This is a genomic window from Polynucleobacter bastaniensis (genome assembly GCF_018882205.1).
Taxonomy (GTDB): domain Bacteria; phylum Pseudomonadota; class Gammaproteobacteria; order Burkholderiales; family Burkholderiaceae; genus Polynucleobacter; species Polynucleobacter bastaniensis.
The window spans coordinates 253,028-271,088 of record NZ_JACVOU010000001.1 but is presented as its reverse complement, the minus strand read 5'-3'; the positions used below and the strand labels follow the sequence as shown (position 1 = coordinate 271,088).

The window sequence follows — 18,061 nt, the reverse complement described above, 5'->3', positions numbered from 1 at the left end:
GTCCTCTTAGAAAGAGGCTGAACGCTTGTAATCCTCAATCGCAGAACGCAAAGCAGCTTCATCATCTTTGCTCAAGTCTTTGCTCTCTTCAATACGGCCAACTAAATCAGCGTATTTTGATTTCAAATGATCTTGCAAACCTTTTTCAAATGCTAATACATGCTTTACTTCAAGATCATCAAAGTAGCCGTTGTTCATGGCATAAAGTGAGGCAGCCATTTCCCAAACCTGCAAAGGCTTGTACTGCGCTTGTTTACACAACTCAGTAACACGCTTACCGCGCTCGAGTTGCTTACGAGTTGCATCATCAAGATCAGATGCAAACTGCGCAAAAGCTGCTAATTCACGATACTGAGCTAAGTCGGTACGAATACCGCCAGATAATTTCTTGATCACTTTGGTCTGAGCTGCGCCACCAACGCGTGACACAGAAATACCAGCGTTAATCGCAGGGCGTACGCCAGCGTTAAACAAGTCGGTTTCCAAGAAGATCTGGCCGTCGGTAATCGAAATCACATTGGTTGGAACAAATGCAGAAACGTCACCAGCTTGAGTCTCAATAATTGGCAGTGCAGTCAAAGAGCCTGTCTTACCTTTTACCGAACCATTTGTAAATTTCTCAACGTACTCGGCATTTACACGGGCAGCGCGCTCAAGTAAACGTGAGTGTAGATAGAACACATCGCCAGGGTAGGCTTCACGACCTGGTGGGCGACGCAAGAGCAAAGAAATCTGACGGTATGCAACCGCTTGTTTTGTTAAATCGTCATACACGATCAATGCGTCTTCGCCACGATCGCGGAAATATTCACCCATCGTGCATCCAGCATATGCTGAGAGGTACTGCATTGCAGCAGACTCCGAAGCGCTCGCCGCTACAACAACGGTGTATTCCATTGCGCCTAGTTCTGTGAGCTTGCGAACAACGTTAGCAATAGTAGAAGCTTTTTGACCGATCGCCACGTAAACGCAATAAACGCCTTTACCTTTTTGGTTAATGATCGCATCAACTGCAACTGCTGTCTTACCTGTTTGACGGTCACCAATGATCAACTCACGCTGACCACGGCCAATTGGAACCATTGCATCAATCGCTTTCAAACCAGTTTGAACTGGCTGGCTAACAGATTGACGTGCAATCACGCCTGGAGCAACTTTTTCGATAAAGTCAGTTAACTTAGTATTGATTGGACCTTTACCATCAATCGGCTGACCCAGTGCGTTTACAACGCGGCCAAGCAACTCTGGGCCAACTGGAACTTCTAAGATACGGCCTGTACACTTAACTGGATCGCCTTCTTTAATGTGGGTATATTCACCCAACACTACAGCGCCAACTGAATCACGCTCAAGGTTCAAGGCAAGACCGATAGTGTTGTTAGGAAACTCCAACATTTCGCCCTGCATCACACCAGATAAACCATGTACGCGGCAGATACCATCGGTCACTGAAATAACAGTGCCTTCATTACGAGACTGGGTGTCAACACCCATTTCGCTAATTCGGCTTTTGATCAGCTCGCTGATCTCGGAAGGGTTGAGTTGCATTACTTACTCCTGGGTCTTATTTCGTATGTTCTTAATCGGGATCACTTTATGCGCCAAGACTGATTTGCATTTGGGCTAACTGCGCCTTGACTGAACTATCCATTACTTCATCACCAACTTGAATGCGAACTCCACCAATCAATTCAGGATCTATCTGGATGGTCGGGCGCAATTCTTTACCACCAAAGCGCTTCTTCAAACTCGACAGCAAATCGGTTAGCGCAGAACCCTCTAATGGAAATGCGCTAGTAATGTTTACTTCTGCAGCACTTTCGCTCTTATTCTTCATTGCCTCAAATTGATGGGCAATTTCGGGAAGAGCAGCTAAGCGGTGGTTTTGATTCAATAGATTTAAAAAGCTTGCAACCTGACCATCTAACTTGGTCTTTACCATGCCAGAAAGTAATTTGCTTAAATCATCAGCAGAAACTTTTGGATTGTTTGATAAAGCAGCAAGCTCTGGCAATGCAGCAATCTGCGCCAATTCATTTAGCTGCTCCAAACAAGTAGCAAGCGCAGCAGGCTTGGTGCTTTGAAAAAGCGCTTCAGCATAAGGGCGTGCAATTGTGGCTAACTCAGCCATATCAAAGTTCTGCCTTTAGTTGCTCAAGCAATGTGCCGTGGGTCTTTGCATCAACTTCACGACGCAAAATTTGCTCTGCCCCCTTAACCGCCAACGCCGCGACCTCAGCGCGCAATACTTCACGAGCACGAGTTACTTGTTGATCTGCATCTTGCTTTGCTTGAGAAATAATGCGCGCTGCTTCAGCTTGTGCATTTGCGCGAATTTCTTCAGCAGACATTTGCGCACGTTTTTCTGCTTCTGCAACACGCTGCACACCTTCTTGGCGTGCTTTGGTTAATTCTTGCTCTGCTTCATTGCTTGCCAAAGCGAGCGCTTCTTTACCGCGCTCGGCAGATGCCAAGCCATCAGCAATTTTGCTTGAACGCTCATCTAGCGCCTTGACTAGTGGCGGCCACACAAAGCGTGCAACAACCCACCATAAGACGAAGAAAACGATCATTTGCGCGAATAGGGTCGCGTTCAGATTCACGATATTCCTTTCAGTATTGTTGAGAACATTAGGATGACCTGATGGTCATCCACGCCAAAACAATTACTTAATAACTGCGAGCAGTGGGTTTGCGAAAGCAAACAACATTGCAACACCAACGCCGATCAAGAACGCAGCGTCGATCAAACCAGCCAAAAGGAACATTTTGGTTTGTAATTCATTGATCAATTCTGGTTGACGGGCAGCGCCCTCAATGAACTTACCGCCCATTAGGCCAATGCCCAAACAGGCTCCTAATGCGCCGAGGCCGATGATGAGGCCGATACCGATAGCGGTTAGTCCTTGGATGTTGGCTAAGAATGCTTGCATGTTTACTCCTAAGTATTGAAAGTGAGGTTAAAAATAAAAAAGTTAATGGTGGCTGTGGGCTTGCCCAATGTAAACCAAGGTCAACATCATGAAAATAAATGCTTGTAACAAAATAACCAAGATGTGAAAGATTGCCCAAGCTGAGCCTGCAATCACGTTGCCGACGAAGCCAAGCATGTACAAATCTAAGTTAAAGGTCCACATGCTTCCCAAAAGGGCGATAAGCAAAAATAATAGCTCTCCTGCGTACATGTTGCCAAAAAGTCGCATGCCAAGGGAAACGCCCTTAGCAATATATTCAATGATGTTCAATATCAGATTAAAAGGTGCCAAGTACCACTTTGCACCAAAGGGCGCTGAAACCAGCTCGTGCAAAAAGCCTCCAAGGCCTTTGACTTTGAAACTGTAAAAGAACACCAACAGCAGAACTGAAAAAGATAGACCGAAGGTTGCGTTCAGATCGGTGGTGGGGACTATCTTGTGATGAGGAATATGAACTCCGAAACCACCAATAAATTGATTAACCCCAAAGATCCAATCTACCGGCACCAAGTCCAAGGTATTTAGAAGAATAATCCAGCAAAAAACAAACAGGGCGAGCGGGGCAATAAAGCTTCTATCGCCATGAACAATGCTTTTGGTCTGGTTATCGACCATCTCAACTAACATTTCAATCAAACATTGAAAGCGACCAGGAACGCCAGGAGATGCCCTACGTGCAGCAAGCATCAGCAGAAAAACTGTGATCAACCCCATTACCGAGGTCCAAAAGATGGTATCTAAATTAATGATGCTGAAATCAATAACTGAGGTTTGCGCCCCGCCAATATTATTGAGGTTTTGTAAGTGCTCAGCAATATAAGCAGTGGGTGTAAGCGGTTCGCTCGCCACTTGATGGGCCGCTCCTGCTGCGTTGACTTCGCTAGACATCTCTAAACTTGTCCTTATGTATATTTACCACCTGTTACTTCCAAAACCACGCTAGCAAATAACATTTGAGCGTAGCCAAATAAGTGACAAGCAATGGAATCCATTTCAAATCAGGTTGCTTCAAGGCAAAGCCAATAAAGAGGAGAGCGGTTGCTACGATTTTTATAAATTCGCCAGAAACCACTGCTGCTAAATATCCACCAGGGCTTGATTTTACATTCTTTTTTGCTGCTTCTAAACGCACCAAAAATAAAGCTGAGGGTAAAAACCCAATCAAACCGCCTACCAAAGCCGAATAAGTATAAACGCTTTTATCGGCCTGGCCAGAAAAAACAAAGCAGGCAGTAGCAATCGCTAAGGTTAGTACTGCCTGACTTAAAACAATCCACCACGAATTCATTAACCCAAAATTGTCTGGCTTTGCCTTACGCAATGCATCCATTTCATCTTTGCTTAGAGCTTTATAGGAGTCGCTATCGATTTCATCCCATTGATGCATTGGAGCTGGCCGTTCTTTTTTCACAAAATTCATTTCTCGAGGCGAAGTAAAAGGGCTTTAATCTGCCCCAATACCCAATTTTTTTAACAGGGAATCTAGCTCATCAAATTGGCTAAAGCGGATTCTGAGCTCACCACCCTTGCCTTTAAACTTAAATTCTGCATTTAAGCCAATCAAATCAGCGATTTCTTGAGTTAAGCGACGCATATCTGGATCGCGACTTGGTGCGCCACCTTCTGCCTTAGTTTTGGCTTTTTTGTCCCCAATTTGACCGCCAGCAAGCGCTAGGGCAGTAGCCATTCTCTCGGCTTCACGGACGGATAGGCCCTGGGCAGCAATTCTTTGCGCCAAAGCAACTTGGCTTGCCCCAGGCAAAGGCAGTAAAGCGCGGGCATGGCCCATATCAATATCGCCCGCCAAGAGCATGGCCTGCACTGGTTTTGCCAACTGGTTTAAACGCAATAAATTACTTACAGCGCTACGTGACTTACCCACCGCTTTTGCTGCTTGCTCATGCGTAAAACCAAATTCCTCAATTAACCTTGCAAGGCCCTGAGATTCTTCCAGCGGATTGAGATCTTCGCGCTGCATGTTCTCAACTAAAGCCATTGCAGCAGCAGCTTGGTCATTTGCTCCAGAAACTAATACAGGCACCTCTTTTAAACCAGCTAAAGTTGCCGCACGAAAGCGACGTTCACCAGCAATAATTTCGTATTTGCCGGGGGCAACCAAGCGCACTAACAAAGGCTGCATCACACCTTGCTCGCGAATACTTTCTGCCAACTCTTGCAATGCGCCCGCTTCCATTTTTTGACGCGGCTGATATTTGCCAGCCTGTAATGCGCTTAATGGCAAACGATTAATCTCAGCTGTGGTTTCTTTTTGTGCCTTATCGCCAAGGAGTGCCTCTAAGCCACGACCCAAACCTTTTTTCTTGATTGCAGCCATAATATTTTTATTGTTCCTAGTTTTTACATTTGCTTAATGCGCTCAATCATCTCGGCACCAAACTCTAAGTAGGCTTTTGAGCCACGCGATGTCTTATCAAACGCCACCCCAGGAAGACCATAGGACGGGGCTTCGGCCAGGCGGACGTTGCGAGGAATGATGCTCTTAAATACTTTATCGCCAAAGTGCTCAAGTAGTTGATCAGAAACTTGTTGTTGCAAAGTCATGCGCGGATCAAACATCACGCGCAATAAACCGATGATCACTAAATCAGGATTTAAGTTTGCGTGAACTTGCTTAATCGTATTCACTAAATCCGACAGGCCTTCCAATGCAAAGTATTCACATTGCATTGGTACGATCACGCCATTCGCTGCACACAATCCATTTAGTGTTAACAAAGATAGCGCAGGGGGACAGTCAATCAAAATAAAGTCATAGTCATTCGCAACAAGAGCAAGTGCATCTTTCAATCTTTGTTCGCGCGAATCCAAATCTACTAACTCAATTTCTGCGCCTGCCAAATCGCGGTTTGCTGGCAAAACATCGTATCCAGAGCTCTCGCAAGGGACTGCGGATTCTTTTACTGTCGAAAGACCAATCAAGACTTGATACACAGTGCTGTTGAGATCTGCTTTTTCAATTCCTGAGCCCATCGTCGCATTACCTTGTGGATCCAAATCCACCAATAAAACACGTTGCTGATGTCCAGCTAAACCAGCGGCCAAATTAACAGTGGTAGTGGTTTTGCCAACCCCGCCTTTTTGATTTGCAATACAGAATATTTTGGCCATAATTTTTCTTAAAAATGTCGCGCTTTAAAGGGGTAATTTTCTCACAGGGGTTAAAACTAAAAGTCGGCGTTCCACCGCCAAATTCGGAATCTCTAGGGTCTCATCGGCCACCAGTCGCCAGTCGTCCATACAAACGTCCTGCAACTCTTCATCAGCGCGCTTAGCCTTCATGGCAAATATGAGGCCATTGGGCGTGAGCAGGGGCAAGGACAGCTCTAAAAAATGGGCAAGATTAGTAAATGCCCTAGAAATCACCGCGTCAAACTGACCTGGCTGTGATTTCGCTACTGCCTCAACGCGCTCGCTCAAGACCTGAATGTTCTTTAAACCCAACTTACCGCGCACATGCTGCAAAAATGCTGTCTTTTTACGAATAGCCTCAATCAAAGTCAAATGCCACTCCGGCTGCAAAATAGCAATTGGGATTGCAGGCAAACCGCCGCCCGACCCAAGGTCCGCAATTTTGGGGTTTGGTAAGCCTATAAAGCGGCGCATTACTGGTAAAACTGTCATAGAATCAATGAGATGCAATCTAACTGAGTCTTTCTCGCCTTCAATTGCAGTTAAATTATGGACCCGGTTCCAGCGGCCCATTTCCTGCAAGAAAAGCTCTAAATCCGAGATATTGGCAGGGCTCAGATTAAGGCCCAAACTCTCAATCCCCAAAAAGACCAAATCATTACTCATGAACTTCTTCTTGGGTGCGGCCTAGACCTTTTTTAAGATGGACCAACAACAGAGAGAGGGCCGCAGGCGTAACTCCAGATATCCTGCCAGCCTGACCCAAGGTGCCCGGTTTATGCAGATTGAGCTTTTGCTGCACCTCTTTAGATAGGCCGACTACTTGGGTGTAATCCAAAGTTTCTGGCAATGGAAAAGTCTCGTTGTGTTCTTGCCGAGCAACCTCCAAAGCTTGCCTCTCTATGTAGCCTTGGTATTTAATCGAAATTTCAACCTGATCGCTAATTTGCTGCGCTAAGCCCAAATCGTCATCCAGTGTTCCTGGCGACCAAAGACCCTCGGACAGACTGGTAACTGCCTCATAAGTAATGCCGGGGCGCCTTAAAAGGTCTGCCAAACTACACTCATGGGATAAATCTTGACCTAAAAGCTCAGAAACGGCCTTTGCTGAACCATGCTTTGGACCAATCCAAATATCTTGTAAGCGGGATGTTTCACGTGAAACAGCCTCTTGTTTCCTGCAAAATGTATTCCAGCGGTAATCGTCCACTAAGCCTAGTTCACGACCAATAGTAGTGAGGCGCAGATCCGCATTATCTTCACGCAGGCTTAGGCGGTATTCTGCTCGGCTTGTAAACATGCGATAGGGCTCTTGAACGCCCAAGGTAATAAGATCATCCACTAAGACGCCAATATAGGACTCGCTGCGCTTAGGCAACCATGGCTCTTTACCTTGCGCCGCCAAACCAGCGTTGATGCCGGCAAGCATGCCTTGGGCAGCTGCCTCTTCATAGCCTGTTGTGCCATTAACCTGGCCAGCAAAGTACAGGCCTGTAATTGCCTTGGTCTCTAAGCTATGGCGCAAATGGCGTGGATCAAAAAAATCGTACTCAATAGCATAGCCAGGACGCACAATTACCGCAGACTCTAGACCACGAATGCTGCGCACCAAATCCCACTGAACATCAAAGGGCAGGCTAGTAGAGATGCCGTTGGGGTAAAACTCATTTGTTGTTAGGCCTTCAGGCTCTAAAAAGATTTGGTGGCTATTTCTGGAGGCAAAACGATGGATCTTGTCCTCAATAGAGGGGCAATAACGTGGGCCAACCCCCTCAATAACACCGCTATACATTGGGGAGCGGTCTAAACCACCCCGAATAATGTCGTGTGTTTGTTCATTTGTATGGGAGATCCAGCAAGGCACTTGCTTTGGATGCTGCTCAGGCCGGCCTAAATATGAAAAAACAGGGACCGGATCCAAGTCTCCTGGCTGCTCTAACATCACCGAGAAATTAATGGTTCGCCCATCAATCCGGGGTGGGGTGCCAGTCTTTAATCTTCCCTGAGGAAGCTTCAACTCTTTCAATCTAGCCGACAAAGAAACAGCGGCCGGATCGCCAGCTCGCCCACCAGCATGATTATTTAAGCCAACGTGAATCTTCCCATCCAAGAATGTGCCAGCAGTTAGCACCACCTTCTTGGCCATAAACCTTAGACCCAATTGCGTAACTACACCCTGAACTTCATCACTCTGAACCAGGAGGTCATCTACAGCAGCTTGGAAAAGGGTCAAGTTTTCTTGATTTTCGAGACGGCGACGAATCGCAGCCTTGTATAAAACCCGGTCACCTTGTGCGCGGGTTGCGCGAACGGCAGGCCCCTTGCTTGAGTTCAATATCCGAAACTGAATACCAGCCTCATCAGTGGCTGCTGCCATAGCGCCGCCCATTGCATCAATCTCTTTGACTAAGTGGCCTTTGCCAATCCCGCCGATTGAGGGGTTGCAGCTCATGGCACCCAAACTCTCAATGCTATGAGTTACGAGCAGGGTATCGCATCCCATGCGTGCAGCCGCAAGCGCGGCCTCAGTGCCGGCGTGACCGCCGCCAACGACAATGACATCGAAGTTCTTTGAATAGCGCATGATTTGCCTCAGATAGGGCGATGATCATAGCATTTTGTAGGTTTCACGTGAAACAAATCCACACCTAAATAACAACATACACAATAATTATTATGTAAGCTATTGATTTAATTGAATATTTATACAGTAGGGGATAAAAATACGCCTCACTCAAAGTAGCGCCGTACTTAAACTGGAAAACAGACAGCCTTAAATGAGTATGGCGCCGAAGCGCCGCACTAAAAAACTCATTAAAAAACCGGTTCAGTTCTTGTTCTTAAAAAAGTGGGTGATTTCACCAACAACGCCTCGACGGAAAGCCAAAACACAAATGACAAAAATAAATCCGGTTGCAATGGTGCTCCAAGATCCAATATTGGCTAGATAGTTTTGTAAGCCAACCACAATGCCCGCGCCAACTACTGGGCCAAGGATGGTTCCCATGCCACCCAACAAAGTCATTAAAACAACTTCGCCCGACATATGCCAATGCACATCAGTCAATGTTGCCAACTGAAAGACTAAGGTTTTCAAGGAACCCGCAAGACCTGCAAGCGCGGCTGATATTACAAAGGAAATAAGTTTGAAGCGATCAACGTCATAACCCAAAGAAACTGCGCGAGGTTCGTTTTCACGAATCGCTTTTAAAACCTGGCCAAATGGTGAGTGGACGGTTCGAACAATCAGAGCAAATCCAAGCAAGAAAACAACCAGTACAAAGTAATACATGTTGACGTCATTTTTTAAGTCAACCAAACCAAACAACAGGCCGCGTGGCACACCTTGAATGCCGTCCTCGCCGCCCGTGAACGGAAGCTGAACAGCCAAGAAGTAAACCATTTGGGAGAGGGCCAGTGTCACCATCGCAAAATAAATGCCTTGCCGACGAATTGCTAAAGAGCCAATCAAAAATCCCAAGATGCCAGAACCCAAGATGCCCAACACTATTCCAAACTCGGGAGACAGGCCAGCCTCTTTGCAAAGATAGGCAGTGATGTAGGCAGAGGTTCCGAAAAAGGCAGCGTGCCCAAAAGAAAGAAGTCCAGTAAAGCCTAGCAACAAGTTAAAGGCGCAAGCAAAAAGCGCGAAGCACAACACCTTCATAGCAAAAACTAAATAGATAAAGTCCTGAAAAGGAAGCAGTAGCGCAATTAAAACCAAAATGCCATAAAGCAGTTTTATTTTTGAGCTCACTTATTTCTCCCGGCCAAAAAGTCCAGCAGGACGAATGAGCAACACAATTGCCATGATCACAAAAATTACTACGCCCGATGCTTCTGGATAAAACACTTTGGTTAGGCCTTCAATTAAACCCAAAGCAAGACCAGTCAAAATAGAGCCCATGATGGAGCCCATGCCGCCAATTACCACCACCGCAAAAACTACAATAATTAAGTTCGAACCCATCAGTGGGTTGACTTGAAAAATCGGTGCAGCCAAAACGCCAGCAAAGCCAGCTAGGCCAACACCGTATGCATAAGCCAAAGAAATCATCAAAGGTACGTTAATACCGAACGCCTGAAGTAGTTTTGGATTTTCAGTTCCGGCACGAAGATAAGAGCCCAACTTCGTTCTCTCAATAACGTACCAGGTCGAGAGACAAACCACTAAAGAAGCAACCACCACCCACAAGCGGTATTTCGGCAAAATAATGCCAATCGACTCCAAGGGAATGGCCCCTTGTAATAGTTCGGGGGCTGGATAACTCTCACCAGAAATTCCATACCAGTGGCGGAACATGCCCTCAATAATGAGAGCCAATCCAAAAGTTAATAACAGGCCATAAAGATGGTCAAGATGGTAAAGACGCTTGAGCATTGTGCGCTCAAGAATCAAGCCGAATCCCCCCATAACCAAGGGCACTAAAATTAGTGCAAACCAATAATTAATTGAGAGCTCAGGAAAGCCAAACCATTGGCCAATTTGAGTCAAGCCAATCCACGCAACGAAAGCGCCCATGGTGTACTGGGCACCATGAGAAAAATTAATAATGTTGAGTAGGCCAAAAATAATGGCCAAACCCAAACTCAGAATAGCGTAAAAAGAGCCATTGAGAAGCCCCACCAAGAGCTGAGCAACCAGCCCTTGAGGGGTAATTCCAAGAAGTTCAAACATGCTTGTTAAAAAACCAATTACTTGTTAGCAACCAACTTGCATCGTGACAATGAAAGTGGTTGTGTTGCTTCAGCGGCTGGGATAACTGCTTTGACGTTGTAGTAATCCCATGGGCTGGTAGATTCAGATGGCTTTTTCACTTCTAGCAAATACATATCATGCTCGAACTTACCATCGGCGCGGATTTTTCCTTTGAACAATCCATCATCAATATTGGTAGATCTCAAAGTCTTCATTACTGCTTGAGTGTCGTCAGTGCCTGCTTTTTGAACTGCAGCTAAGTAAGCAAGAACTGACGAGTAAACACCAGCCTGAACACTAGTCGGCATACGCTTATGTTGCAAAATAAAACGTTTAGCGAAGGCGCGCGTCTTGTCGTCTTTATCCCAATAGAAACCTTCGGTTAAGTACATGCCTTGAGCGGCATTTAAGCCCAAAGAGTGAACATCAGAAATAAACATCAGCAAAGGAACAACCGTTTGTTTTTTATTAATACCAAACTCGGAGGCCTGCTTAACGGAGTTAATTGTGTCTTGACCCGCATTTGCCAAGGCAACAACATCAGCGCCACTAGCTTGAGCCTTCAATAAGTACGAAGAAAAATCGCTGTTCGGGAATGGATGCTTGCTGGTTCCCAACACCTTGCCGCCATTAGCATTAACAACGTTGGTTGAGTCTTTCTCCAAAGCTGCTCCGAAAGCGTAGTCAGCAGTAAGGAAATACCAGTTCTTTTTACCCTGCTTTACAACAGCCTTAGCAGTACCATTTGAAAGTGCATAAGTGTCATAAGTCCAATGCACGTTATTAGCGGTACATTTTTCATTGGTAATTGGCAAAGATGCTGCGCCAGATACCAGGGTAATCTTATTCTTTTGTTCCGCCACTTCCATGACGGCGAGTGCGACGTTGGTAGACACCAATTCAACAATGACATCCACACCATCTTTGTCGTACCACTCACGCGCTTTGTTTGCGGCGATATCTGCCTTGTTTTGATGGTCGGCACTCAGCAGCTCAATCTTCTTGCCGATAACGGTACCGTCCTTTGAAAAATCAGCGATCGCCATTTTTGCAGCAATCACCGCACCCGGACCAGCCAAATCAGAATAAGTTGAAGAGAGGTCGGTCAAAACACCAATCTTGACTACGTCACCACTGACTTTAGCAGTTTGTGAAAATGCTGGGTTTGAACCAAAAAAGGTTGCCGCCACCAGGCATGCGGTAATTTGCTTTAACTTCATTTATGTCTCCTATAAATAACCACTAAACACCAAGATACTCATTTAACAAGCTTGCTTTTTCCGTAAGCTCATTTTGATTAACAGCCTCAACTACATTGCCATGCTCAACCACGTAATGCCGATCAGCTAAGGGGGCGGCAAAGCGAAAGTTTTGCTCCACCAACACAATCGTAAAACCCTTGTTCCGCAGGTTGGTAACTACCTCGCCCAGCTTTTGAACAATCACCGGCGCTAAACCTTCAGTAATCTCATCTAACAGTAATAGCTTGGCACCCGTTCTCAGAATGCGCGCCATTGCGAGCATTTGCTGCTCGCCACCCGATAGTCTTGTGCCGGGACTGTTGCGTCGCTCATAGAGATTGGGGAACATTTCATAAATCTCATCCAAACCCATGCCGCCAGGAGCAATATCTGGCAAGAGCAACAAATTCTCCTCAGCACTTAAGCTGGCAAAGATGCCACGCTCTTCCGGGCAATAACCAACACCCAAGCGGGCAATTTTGTAGGTTGGCATTGCAATGGTTTGGTTGCCATAAATTTCTACCGAGCCCGTTCTTTTGCTAGTTAGACCCAAAATAGTTTTTAAGATAGTGCTGCGACCAGCACCATTGCGACCTAGAAGGGTAACCACTTCACCATCACGAACAGCAAAATTCACACCATGAAGAATGTGGGACTCGCCATACCAAGACTCGAGGTTTTTAACCTCCAGCGCCATCGTGCTCATGTGCCATCACCCCCATGACTGCCCATGTAAGCCTCAACCACCAGGGGATTATTGGAAACCTCTTGGTAGGAGCCCTCAGCCAACACTGAACCTCGTTGCAATACCGTGATGCGGTCCGCTATAGAAGAAACCACCCTCATATTGTGCTCAACCATCAAAATGGTGCGACCCTTGGCAACCCGATCAATTAGCTCGGTAACACGCTCTACATCTTCATGTCCCATGCCCTGTGTTGGCTCATCCAACAACATTAATTCAGGCTCCATTGCCATGGTGGTGGCAATTTCTAAGGCTCTTTTGCGGCCATAGGCTAGATTTAGCGTTTCCTCGTGGGCAAAGTCTGCCAAACCCACTTCTAACAAAAGCTGTTCAGCGCGCTCATTGAGCACGTTTAGTGAGTTTCCAGACTTCCAAAAATGAAATTCGGTACCCAATCCTCGCTGCAGTGCAACACGAATATTCTCCAAAACAGTAAGGTGTGGAAAAACAGCTGAAATTTGGAATGAGCGGACAACCCCACGACGCGCTATTTGAGCTGGTCGTTCCTTGGTTATGTCGAAGCCGTTAAACAAAATCTGGCCGCTGGAGGGCTCTAAAAACTTAGTAAGCAGGTTAAAACAGGTTGTTTTGCCGGCGCCATTGGGCCCAATAAGGGCGTGAATAGTTCCCCGAGCAACATCTAAATTGACATCACTTACTGCAGAAAAACCTTTGAATGTCTTTCCAAGGCCAGTTGTTTTTAATATTGTCTCTTGCAAGCTCAAATCCTTATACCCATCTATAGGCAAGAGTTTGAGGATACCCTAAGAGGGGGCCGACTAATATAGCGATAACCCTAAAAACATTGAGGGCGTAATGATTAATTCGCCCGGGTAGTATTTAGAAATTTCTGAATTGCCAATCTTGCCACCTCGTCCAAAACGTCCACAGGAACCCTTTGGGCGCCCTGAACAATCATAAGAGCATATGGTTTTGCAAGAGCAGAGGCCTCTGGACACAAGCGAAGCTCCTCACCAATAGCAGGTGATTGGCTACGCCAATAATTAATTGCTGCCTCTAAATCTTGAATGGTAATAAACAACATACTGAAAAAAGAATTTACTTCTTATCGAGAGACAGCATGGTGCCTCGACATTTCTTAGCGCCGCAGCGGCACTCATAATCTTTTTTCATTTGCTTGGTAAGACGGCCATCAACCCCAAGGGAGTAGTCGTAAAAAAGCTCCTCACCCACCTTAAGGTCTTTTTTGGCATAGATAAATACACGAGACTCACCACCAAAGCTGTCCTCCCGGGTTTCACAAGTCGGCTTGCAAGAATGGTTGATCCAGCGAGCAGCGTTTCCACCATACTTCGCATCAATACAACGGCCATCTTCTAGTGAAAAGTAAAAGGTATGGTTTGGGTCTTTTGGGTCGTGTGGGTGACGCTTTTCTGCTAACTTCCAACTAATTCGCTCACCCTTGTACTCAATGATCGCGTCACCCTTTTTAATTGGCTTCGCAACAAAAACACCCTTTCCATGTATGGGTGAAGACTTAACAACAATGCGCGAACGATCAATTTTTGGAGCCGCCAATTTCTTTTTACTCATTTAAATCAAACATCCAAATTACGCGCAATTAAGGCGTTTCTTTCAATAAAGGCTCTACGCGGCTCAACCTCGTCACCCATTAGGGTAGTAAAGACTTGGTCGGCAGTAATCGCATCTTCAATTTTCACTTGGAGCAAGGTGCGTGATCCTGCGTCCATTGTGGTTTCCCACAGTTGGGAGGGGTTCATCTCACCAAGGCCTTTATAACGCTGACGACTGAGAACGCGTTCAGCCTCTGAAAGTAACCACGCAAAGGCAGCCCTAAAATTTTGGATCGATTGCTCTTTTTGATTTTTATCTGGATCTCCGCGGCGCACCTTCGAGCCTGGCAACACCTTGCCAGATAAAACCGCTGCAGCATTCGCTAGGCTTTGATAGTCATCGCCGTGAACAAAATCGGAGTTGATAGCCGACAATTTCAAGTTGCCATGAATACGACGGGATAACAGTAGCTTGTAGCGATCTGTACGCTCTTCTTTTTGAACAATAATTTCAGGTGGAAGCGCCAAGGGATTTAGAGATTCTGTGAGCGCAATGCGCAAGCGTTCCGCAGACTCTTGGGCTGACTTTTCTGTGTCTAAATTTAATTGGGTGCCAGAGGCAATGGCGCGCAAAGCATCTTCATCAATAGTTCGTGATAGGCGGTCAACAATAGACTGAATCACTTGATAGTGCTTGGCCAGCTCGTCTAATGCGGCGCCTACAATAATTTCACCTGTTGGGGTTTGTAGTGATGCTGACTCAAGAGCAATTTTCAAAAGCAGTTGATTGAGTTCGGCGTCATCTTTTATATATTGCTCATTCTTGCCAAACTTGACTTTGTATAAAGGTGGTTGAGCAATATAGATGTGGCCCCGCTCAATTAATTCGGGCATCTGTCTATAAAAGAAGGTGAGTAAAAGCGTGCGTATGTGACTTCCATCAACGTCAGCGTCGGTCATGATGATAATGCGGTGATAGCGGAGTTTGTCGGCCCTATATTCTTCAGCGCCAATGCCAGTCCCAAGCACGGTAATTAAAGTAACCACCTCTTGGCTTGCCAGCATCTTGTCGAAACGCGCCTTCTCCACATTCAGGATTTTTCCTTTAAGAGGAAGAATTGCCTGGAAGCGACGATCTCGGCCCTGCTTTGCAGAGCCGCCCGCAGAATCTCCCTCGACAATAAACAACTCAGATTTTGTGGGGTCTTTTTCTTGGCAATCTGCCAATTTTCCAGGAAGCCCCAGGCCATCTAATACACCTTTGCGACGGGTCATATCACGGGCTTTGCGGGCTGCTTCACGAGCGCGGGCAGCGTCTACTATTTTTCCGCACAAAATTTTGGCGTCGGCTGGGCGCTCTTGTAAATAAGCACTTAAGGCTTCGGCAACAATTTCCTCTACCGGCCCCCGAACCTCACTAGAAACTAATTTATCTTTTGTTTGACTTGAAAATTTTGGCTCTGGAACTTTGACTGACAACACACAAGCAAGCCCTTCGCGCATATCATCGCCAGAAATTTCTACCTTAGCTTTTTTTGCAACCTCATGCTCGTCAATGTATTTATTAATCACGCGCGTCATTGCCGCACGCAATCCTGTTAAGTGAGTGCCACCATCGCGCTGGGGAATGTTGTTGGTAAAACATAAAACTTGCTCACTAAAACTATCATTCCACTGCATTGACACTTCAGCCGTGATGTTGCCGCCTAAATCGGATGGGCGAATGCCTTCGGCGTAAAAAATATTGGGATGTAAAACATTTTTTGTTTGGTTGATGTATTCAACAAAACCTTTTACTCCGCCGGAGAAAGCAAAATCTTCTTCTTGACCAGAGCGTTGATCAATTAATTTAATGTGAACACCATTATTTAAAAACGAGAGTTCGCGAATACGCTTAACAAGTATTTCGTAATGAAACTCGACATTTCCGAATATGGTTTCGTCTGCTAGAAAGTGAACTTCGGTTCCAGACAGGGTTGTATCGCCAGTAATGGTAATTGGCGATGTAGCAACACCATCCTCCTCTTGAATATTCCGATTCTGAATAACGCCGCGGGCAAACTCCATGTAGTGCGCTTTGCCATCGCGACGAATGGTCAGTTTTAGCCATTTAGAGAGTGCGTTTACGCAACTAACACCCACCCCGTGCAAGCCGCCGGAAACTTTGTAACTATTTTGATCAAACTTACCACCAGCATGCAGCTCCGTCATCACAATTTCAGCAGCACTTCTTTTTGGTTCGTGTTTGTCGTCGTATTTAATGCCTGTTGGAACGCCACGGCCGTTATCAACTATAGAAATGGAGTTGTCAGTTTGTATGACTACGGTAATTTCAGAACAATAACCAGCTAACGCCTCATCAATCGAGTTATCTAAAACCTCAAAAACCAAATGGTGTAAGCCTGTGCCATCAGAGGTGTCTCCAATGTACATTCCTGGGCGTTTACGAACAGCTTCAAGACCTTCTAAGATTTGAATTGATGATGCACCATACTGCTCTACTACTTTTTTTTCTTCAGTCATTTTTTTCTAAATTAAATACGCATTGGCATCACAACATACTTAAAGTCTTCAGAACCAGGCAGGGTAATAACCGCACTACTATTGGCATCACCTAAACTAATTTGAATTTTTTCATTCTTCAAGTTTGATAAAACATCTAATAAATAACTTACATTAAAGCCAATTTCAACCTCATCACCGCTGTATTCGGTTTCAATCTCCTCTTGCGCCTCTTCTTGCTCAGCATTGGTTGATTGGACCGTGATTCGATTTGGTGATAAAGAAAAACGTACACCTTTAAATTTGTCGGTTGTCAAAATTGCAGCGCGTTGTAGTGCGGATTGCAAAACATCACGTCCAACAACTAATGAGTTTTTGTGACCTTTAGGGATCACCCTTTGAAAATCGGGGAATTTACCCTCAACTAGCTTTGAAATTAATTCGATATCACCAAAGGTGAATTTCACTTGATTGGATGTGAGACTCATCTCCAGCATCTCGTCTGAGTCTTCAAGTAAATGTTGACACTCAAGAATTGTTTTTCGAGGAATAATGATTTCTTGTCTTTGTCCAGAGCCTACCGGAACTTCGGCCAGCTCAACCTGAGAATACGCCAAACGATGACCGTCAGTAGCCACAGCAATCACCTGTTTGCCCTCAACAACCAACAACATCCCGTTAAGGTAGTAACGAATATCCTGCTGCGCCATTGCAAAATGAACTTGGCTAACTAATTGGCGAAAGCTCTTTTGAGTCATTCTCCAGCTCGCTGTTACCTCTCCAATACTTTGCATAACAGGAAATTCTGTTGCGGATAGGGTTTGTAGAGAAAAGCGGCTTTTACCGCTTTGTACAACCATCTTGTTGTCTTTAAGGTTTAATGCAACCGGCCCCTCTGGGAGTGCTCGTAAAATATCAAGCAACTTTCTTGCAGCTACCGTCGTTGTTACGTCTTCTGCACCAACACCAAAACTGGCATTGGTTGTAATTTGAATTTCTATATCAGTCGAGATAAACGACACCTTGTCACCTTGCTTTTTAAATAACAAGTTTGCCAAGATTGGCAAAGTGTGTCGACGTTCAACAATGCCACTAACAACCTGAAGTGGCTTTAATAAACTATCCCTTGAAGTGTTCACGAGTTGCATTGCTTTTAAATCCTTGTATATATCTTATTAGTAGTAGTAATAGGGTTTGTGATTTCTGTGGATAAG

At 45.5% G+C, this 18,061-nt stretch carries 19 protein-coding genes; all 19 read right to left on the bottom strand.

Annotated features, from left to right (window positions below):
• Positions 1-6 precede the first annotated feature (6 nt).
• Positions 7-1,548: a F0F1 ATP synthase subunit alpha gene (gene atpA, locus ICN22_RS01450; protein WP_216168546.1), complete on the bottom strand. Its 1,542-nt coding sequence runs from the start codon at positions 1,546-1,548 to the stop codon at positions 7-9.
• 46 nt (positions 1,549-1,594) lie between these two features.
• On the bottom strand, positions 1,595-2,131 hold the full coding sequence (locus tag ICN22_RS01445) for a F0F1 ATP synthase subunit delta (RefSeq protein ID WP_216168545.1): 537 nt from the start codon (positions 2,129-2,131) through the stop codon (positions 1,595-1,597).
• A 1-nt stretch (position 2,132) separates the two neighbouring features.
• Positions 2,133-2,603, bottom strand: coding sequence for a F0F1 ATP synthase subunit B (locus tag ICN22_RS01440; RefSeq protein ID WP_216168544.1), 471 nt, complete (start codon positions 2,601-2,603; stop codon positions 2,133-2,135).
• A gap of 63 nt (positions 2,604-2,666) precedes the next feature.
• Positions 2,667-2,933 carry a F0F1 ATP synthase subunit C gene (gene atpE, locus ICN22_RS01435; RefSeq protein WP_028818346.1) on the bottom strand — a complete coding sequence of 89 codons (267 nt, stop codon included), beginning with the start codon at positions 2,931-2,933 and terminating at the stop codon, positions 2,667-2,669.
• A 42-nt stretch (positions 2,934-2,975) separates the two neighbouring features.
• Positions 2,976-3,863 (bottom strand): F0F1 ATP synthase subunit A, encoded by an 888-nt coding sequence (atpB, locus tag ICN22_RS01430; RefSeq protein ID WP_216168543.1) that lies wholly within the window; start codon positions 3,861-3,863, stop codon positions 2,976-2,978.
• 34 nt (positions 3,864-3,897) lie between these two features.
• Positions 3,898-4,395 (bottom strand): ATP synthase subunit I, encoded by a 498-nt coding sequence (locus ICN22_RS01425; RefSeq protein WP_216168542.1) that lies wholly within the window; start codon positions 4,393-4,395, stop codon positions 3,898-3,900.
• Between the two features lie 24 nt (positions 4,396-4,419).
• On the bottom strand, positions 4,420-5,313 hold the full coding sequence (locus ICN22_RS01420; protein WP_216168812.1) for a ParB/RepB/Spo0J family partition protein: 894 nt from the start codon (positions 5,311-5,313) through the stop codon (positions 4,420-4,422).
• Positions 5,314-5,333: 20 nt separating this feature from the next.
• Positions 5,334-6,104: a ParA family protein gene (locus tag ICN22_RS01415; RefSeq protein ID WP_216168541.1), complete on the bottom strand. Its 771-nt coding sequence runs from the start codon at positions 6,102-6,104 to the stop codon at positions 5,334-5,336.
• Between the two features lie 24 nt (positions 6,105-6,128).
• Positions 6,129-6,791, bottom strand: coding sequence for a 16S rRNA (guanine(527)-N(7))-methyltransferase RsmG (rsmG, locus tag ICN22_RS01410; protein ID WP_216168540.1), 663 nt, complete (start codon positions 6,789-6,791; stop codon positions 6,129-6,131).
• On the bottom strand, positions 6,784-8,709 hold the full coding sequence (gene mnmG / locus ICN22_RS01405) for a tRNA uridine-5-carboxymethylaminomethyl(34) synthesis enzyme MnmG (protein WP_216168539.1): 1,926 nt from the start codon (positions 8,707-8,709) through the stop codon (positions 6,784-6,786). Before mnmG ends, rsmG begins: the two co-directional genes overlap by 8 nt.
• A 243-nt stretch (positions 8,710-8,952) precedes the next feature.
• Complete coding sequence (locus tag ICN22_RS01400) at positions 8,953-9,882, bottom strand: branched-chain amino acid ABC transporter permease (RefSeq protein WP_216168538.1); 930 nt, start codon at positions 9,880-9,882, stop codon at positions 8,953-8,955.
• Positions 9,883-10,803 carry a branched-chain amino acid ABC transporter permease gene (locus ICN22_RS01395; protein WP_216168537.1) on the bottom strand — a complete coding sequence of 307 codons (921 nt, stop codon included), beginning with the start codon at positions 10,801-10,803 and terminating at the stop codon, positions 9,883-9,885.
• A gap of 17 nt (positions 10,804-10,820) precedes the next feature.
• A complete protein-coding gene (locus ICN22_RS01390) occupies positions 10,821-12,044 on the bottom strand; it encodes an ABC transporter substrate-binding protein (protein WP_216168536.1) in 1,224 nt (407 codons plus the stop codon).
• Between the two features lie 22 nt (positions 12,045-12,066).
• The gene (locus tag ICN22_RS01385; RefSeq protein WP_216168535.1) at positions 12,067-12,771 is read right to left on the bottom strand and encodes an ABC transporter ATP-binding protein; all 705 of its coding nucleotides are present in this window, start codon (positions 12,769-12,771) and stop codon (positions 12,067-12,069) included.
• A complete protein-coding gene (locus ICN22_RS01380) occupies positions 12,768-13,535 on the bottom strand; it encodes an ABC transporter ATP-binding protein (protein WP_216168534.1) in 768 nt (255 codons plus the stop codon). The genes ICN22_RS01385 and ICN22_RS01380 overlap by 4 nt, the downstream gene beginning before the upstream one ends.
• Positions 13,536-13,630: 95 nt before the next feature.
• Positions 13,631-13,855, bottom strand: a complete 225-nt coding sequence (locus tag ICN22_RS01375) for a DUF3717 domain-containing protein (protein ID WP_216168533.1) — start codon at positions 13,853-13,855, stop codon at positions 13,631-13,633.
• Positions 13,856-13,869: 14 nt separating this feature from the next.
• Positions 13,870-14,364 carry an SET domain-containing protein gene (locus ICN22_RS01370; protein ID WP_216168532.1) on the bottom strand — a complete coding sequence of 165 codons (495 nt, stop codon included), beginning with the start codon at positions 14,362-14,364 and terminating at the stop codon, positions 13,870-13,872.
• Positions 14,365-14,369: 5 nt separating this feature from the next.
• Positions 14,370-16,868, bottom strand: a complete 2,499-nt coding sequence (gene gyrB / locus ICN22_RS01365; protein WP_216168531.1) for a DNA topoisomerase (ATP-hydrolyzing) subunit B — start codon at positions 16,866-16,868, stop codon at positions 14,370-14,372.
• 11 nt (positions 16,869-16,879) lie between these two features.
• Positions 16,880-17,995, bottom strand: coding sequence for a DNA polymerase III subunit beta (dnaN, locus tag ICN22_RS01360; protein WP_216168530.1), 1,116 nt, complete (start codon positions 17,993-17,995; stop codon positions 16,880-16,882).
• Between the last annotated feature and the right edge of the window lie 66 nt (positions 17,996-18,061).

What these genes read in the sequence shown, in the direction of transcription:
- atpA (WP_216168546.1), bottom strand. Translation starts at nt 1,548, where the DNA reads ATGCAACTCAACCCTTCCGAGATCAGCGAGCTGATCAAAAGCCGAATT.
- ICN22_RS01445 (WP_216168545.1), bottom strand. Translation starts at nt 2,131, where the DNA reads ATGGCTGAGTTAGCCACAATTGCACGCCCTTATGCTGAAGCGCTTTTT.
- atpE (WP_028818346.1), bottom strand. Translation starts at nt 2,933, where the DNA reads ATGCAAGCATTCTTAGCCAACATCCAAGGACTAACCGCTATCGGTATC.
- atpB (WP_216168543.1), bottom strand. Translation starts at nt 3,863, where the DNA reads ATGTCTAGCGAAGTCAACGCAGCAGGAGCGGCCCATCAAGTGGCGAGC.
- ICN22_RS01425 (WP_216168542.1), bottom strand. Translation starts at nt 4,395, where the DNA reads ATGAATTTTGTGAAAAAAGAACGGCCAGCTCCAATGCATCAATGGGAT.
- ICN22_RS01415 (WP_216168541.1), bottom strand. Translation starts at nt 6,104, where the DNA reads ATGGCCAAAATATTCTGTATTGCAAATCAAAAAGGCGGGGTTGGCAAA.
- rsmG (WP_216168540.1), bottom strand. Translation starts at nt 6,791, where the DNA reads ATGAGTAATGATTTGGTCTTTTTGGGGATTGAGAGTTTGGGCCTTAAT.
- mnmG (WP_216168539.1), bottom strand. Translation starts at nt 8,709, where the DNA reads ATGCGCTATTCAAAGAACTTCGATGTCATTGTCGTTGGCGGCGGTCAC.
- ICN22_RS01395 (WP_216168537.1), bottom strand. Translation starts at nt 10,803, where the DNA reads ATGTTTGAACTTCTTGGAATTACCCCTCAAGGGCTGGTTGCTCAGCTC.
- ICN22_RS01390 (WP_216168536.1), bottom strand. Translation starts at nt 12,044, where the DNA reads ATGAAGTTAAAGCAAATTACCGCATGCCTGGTGGCGGCAACCTTTTTT.
- ICN22_RS01385 (WP_216168535.1), bottom strand. Translation starts at nt 12,771, where the DNA reads ATGAGCACGATGGCGCTGGAGGTTAAAAACCTCGAGTCTTGGTATGGC.
- ICN22_RS01375 (WP_216168533.1), bottom strand. Translation starts at nt 13,855, where the DNA reads ATGTTGTTTATTACCATTCAAGATTTAGAGGCAGCAATTAATTATTGG.
- ICN22_RS01370 (WP_216168532.1), bottom strand. Translation starts at nt 14,364, where the DNA reads ATGAGTAAAAAGAAATTGGCGGCTCCAAAAATTGATCGTTCGCGCATT.
- gyrB (WP_216168531.1), bottom strand. Translation starts at nt 16,868, where the DNA reads ATGACTGAAGAAAAAAAAGTAGTAGAGCAGTATGGTGCATCATCAATT.
- dnaN (WP_216168530.1), bottom strand. Translation starts at nt 17,995, where the DNA reads ATGCAACTCGTGAACACTTCAAGGGATAGTTTATTAAAGCCACTTCAG.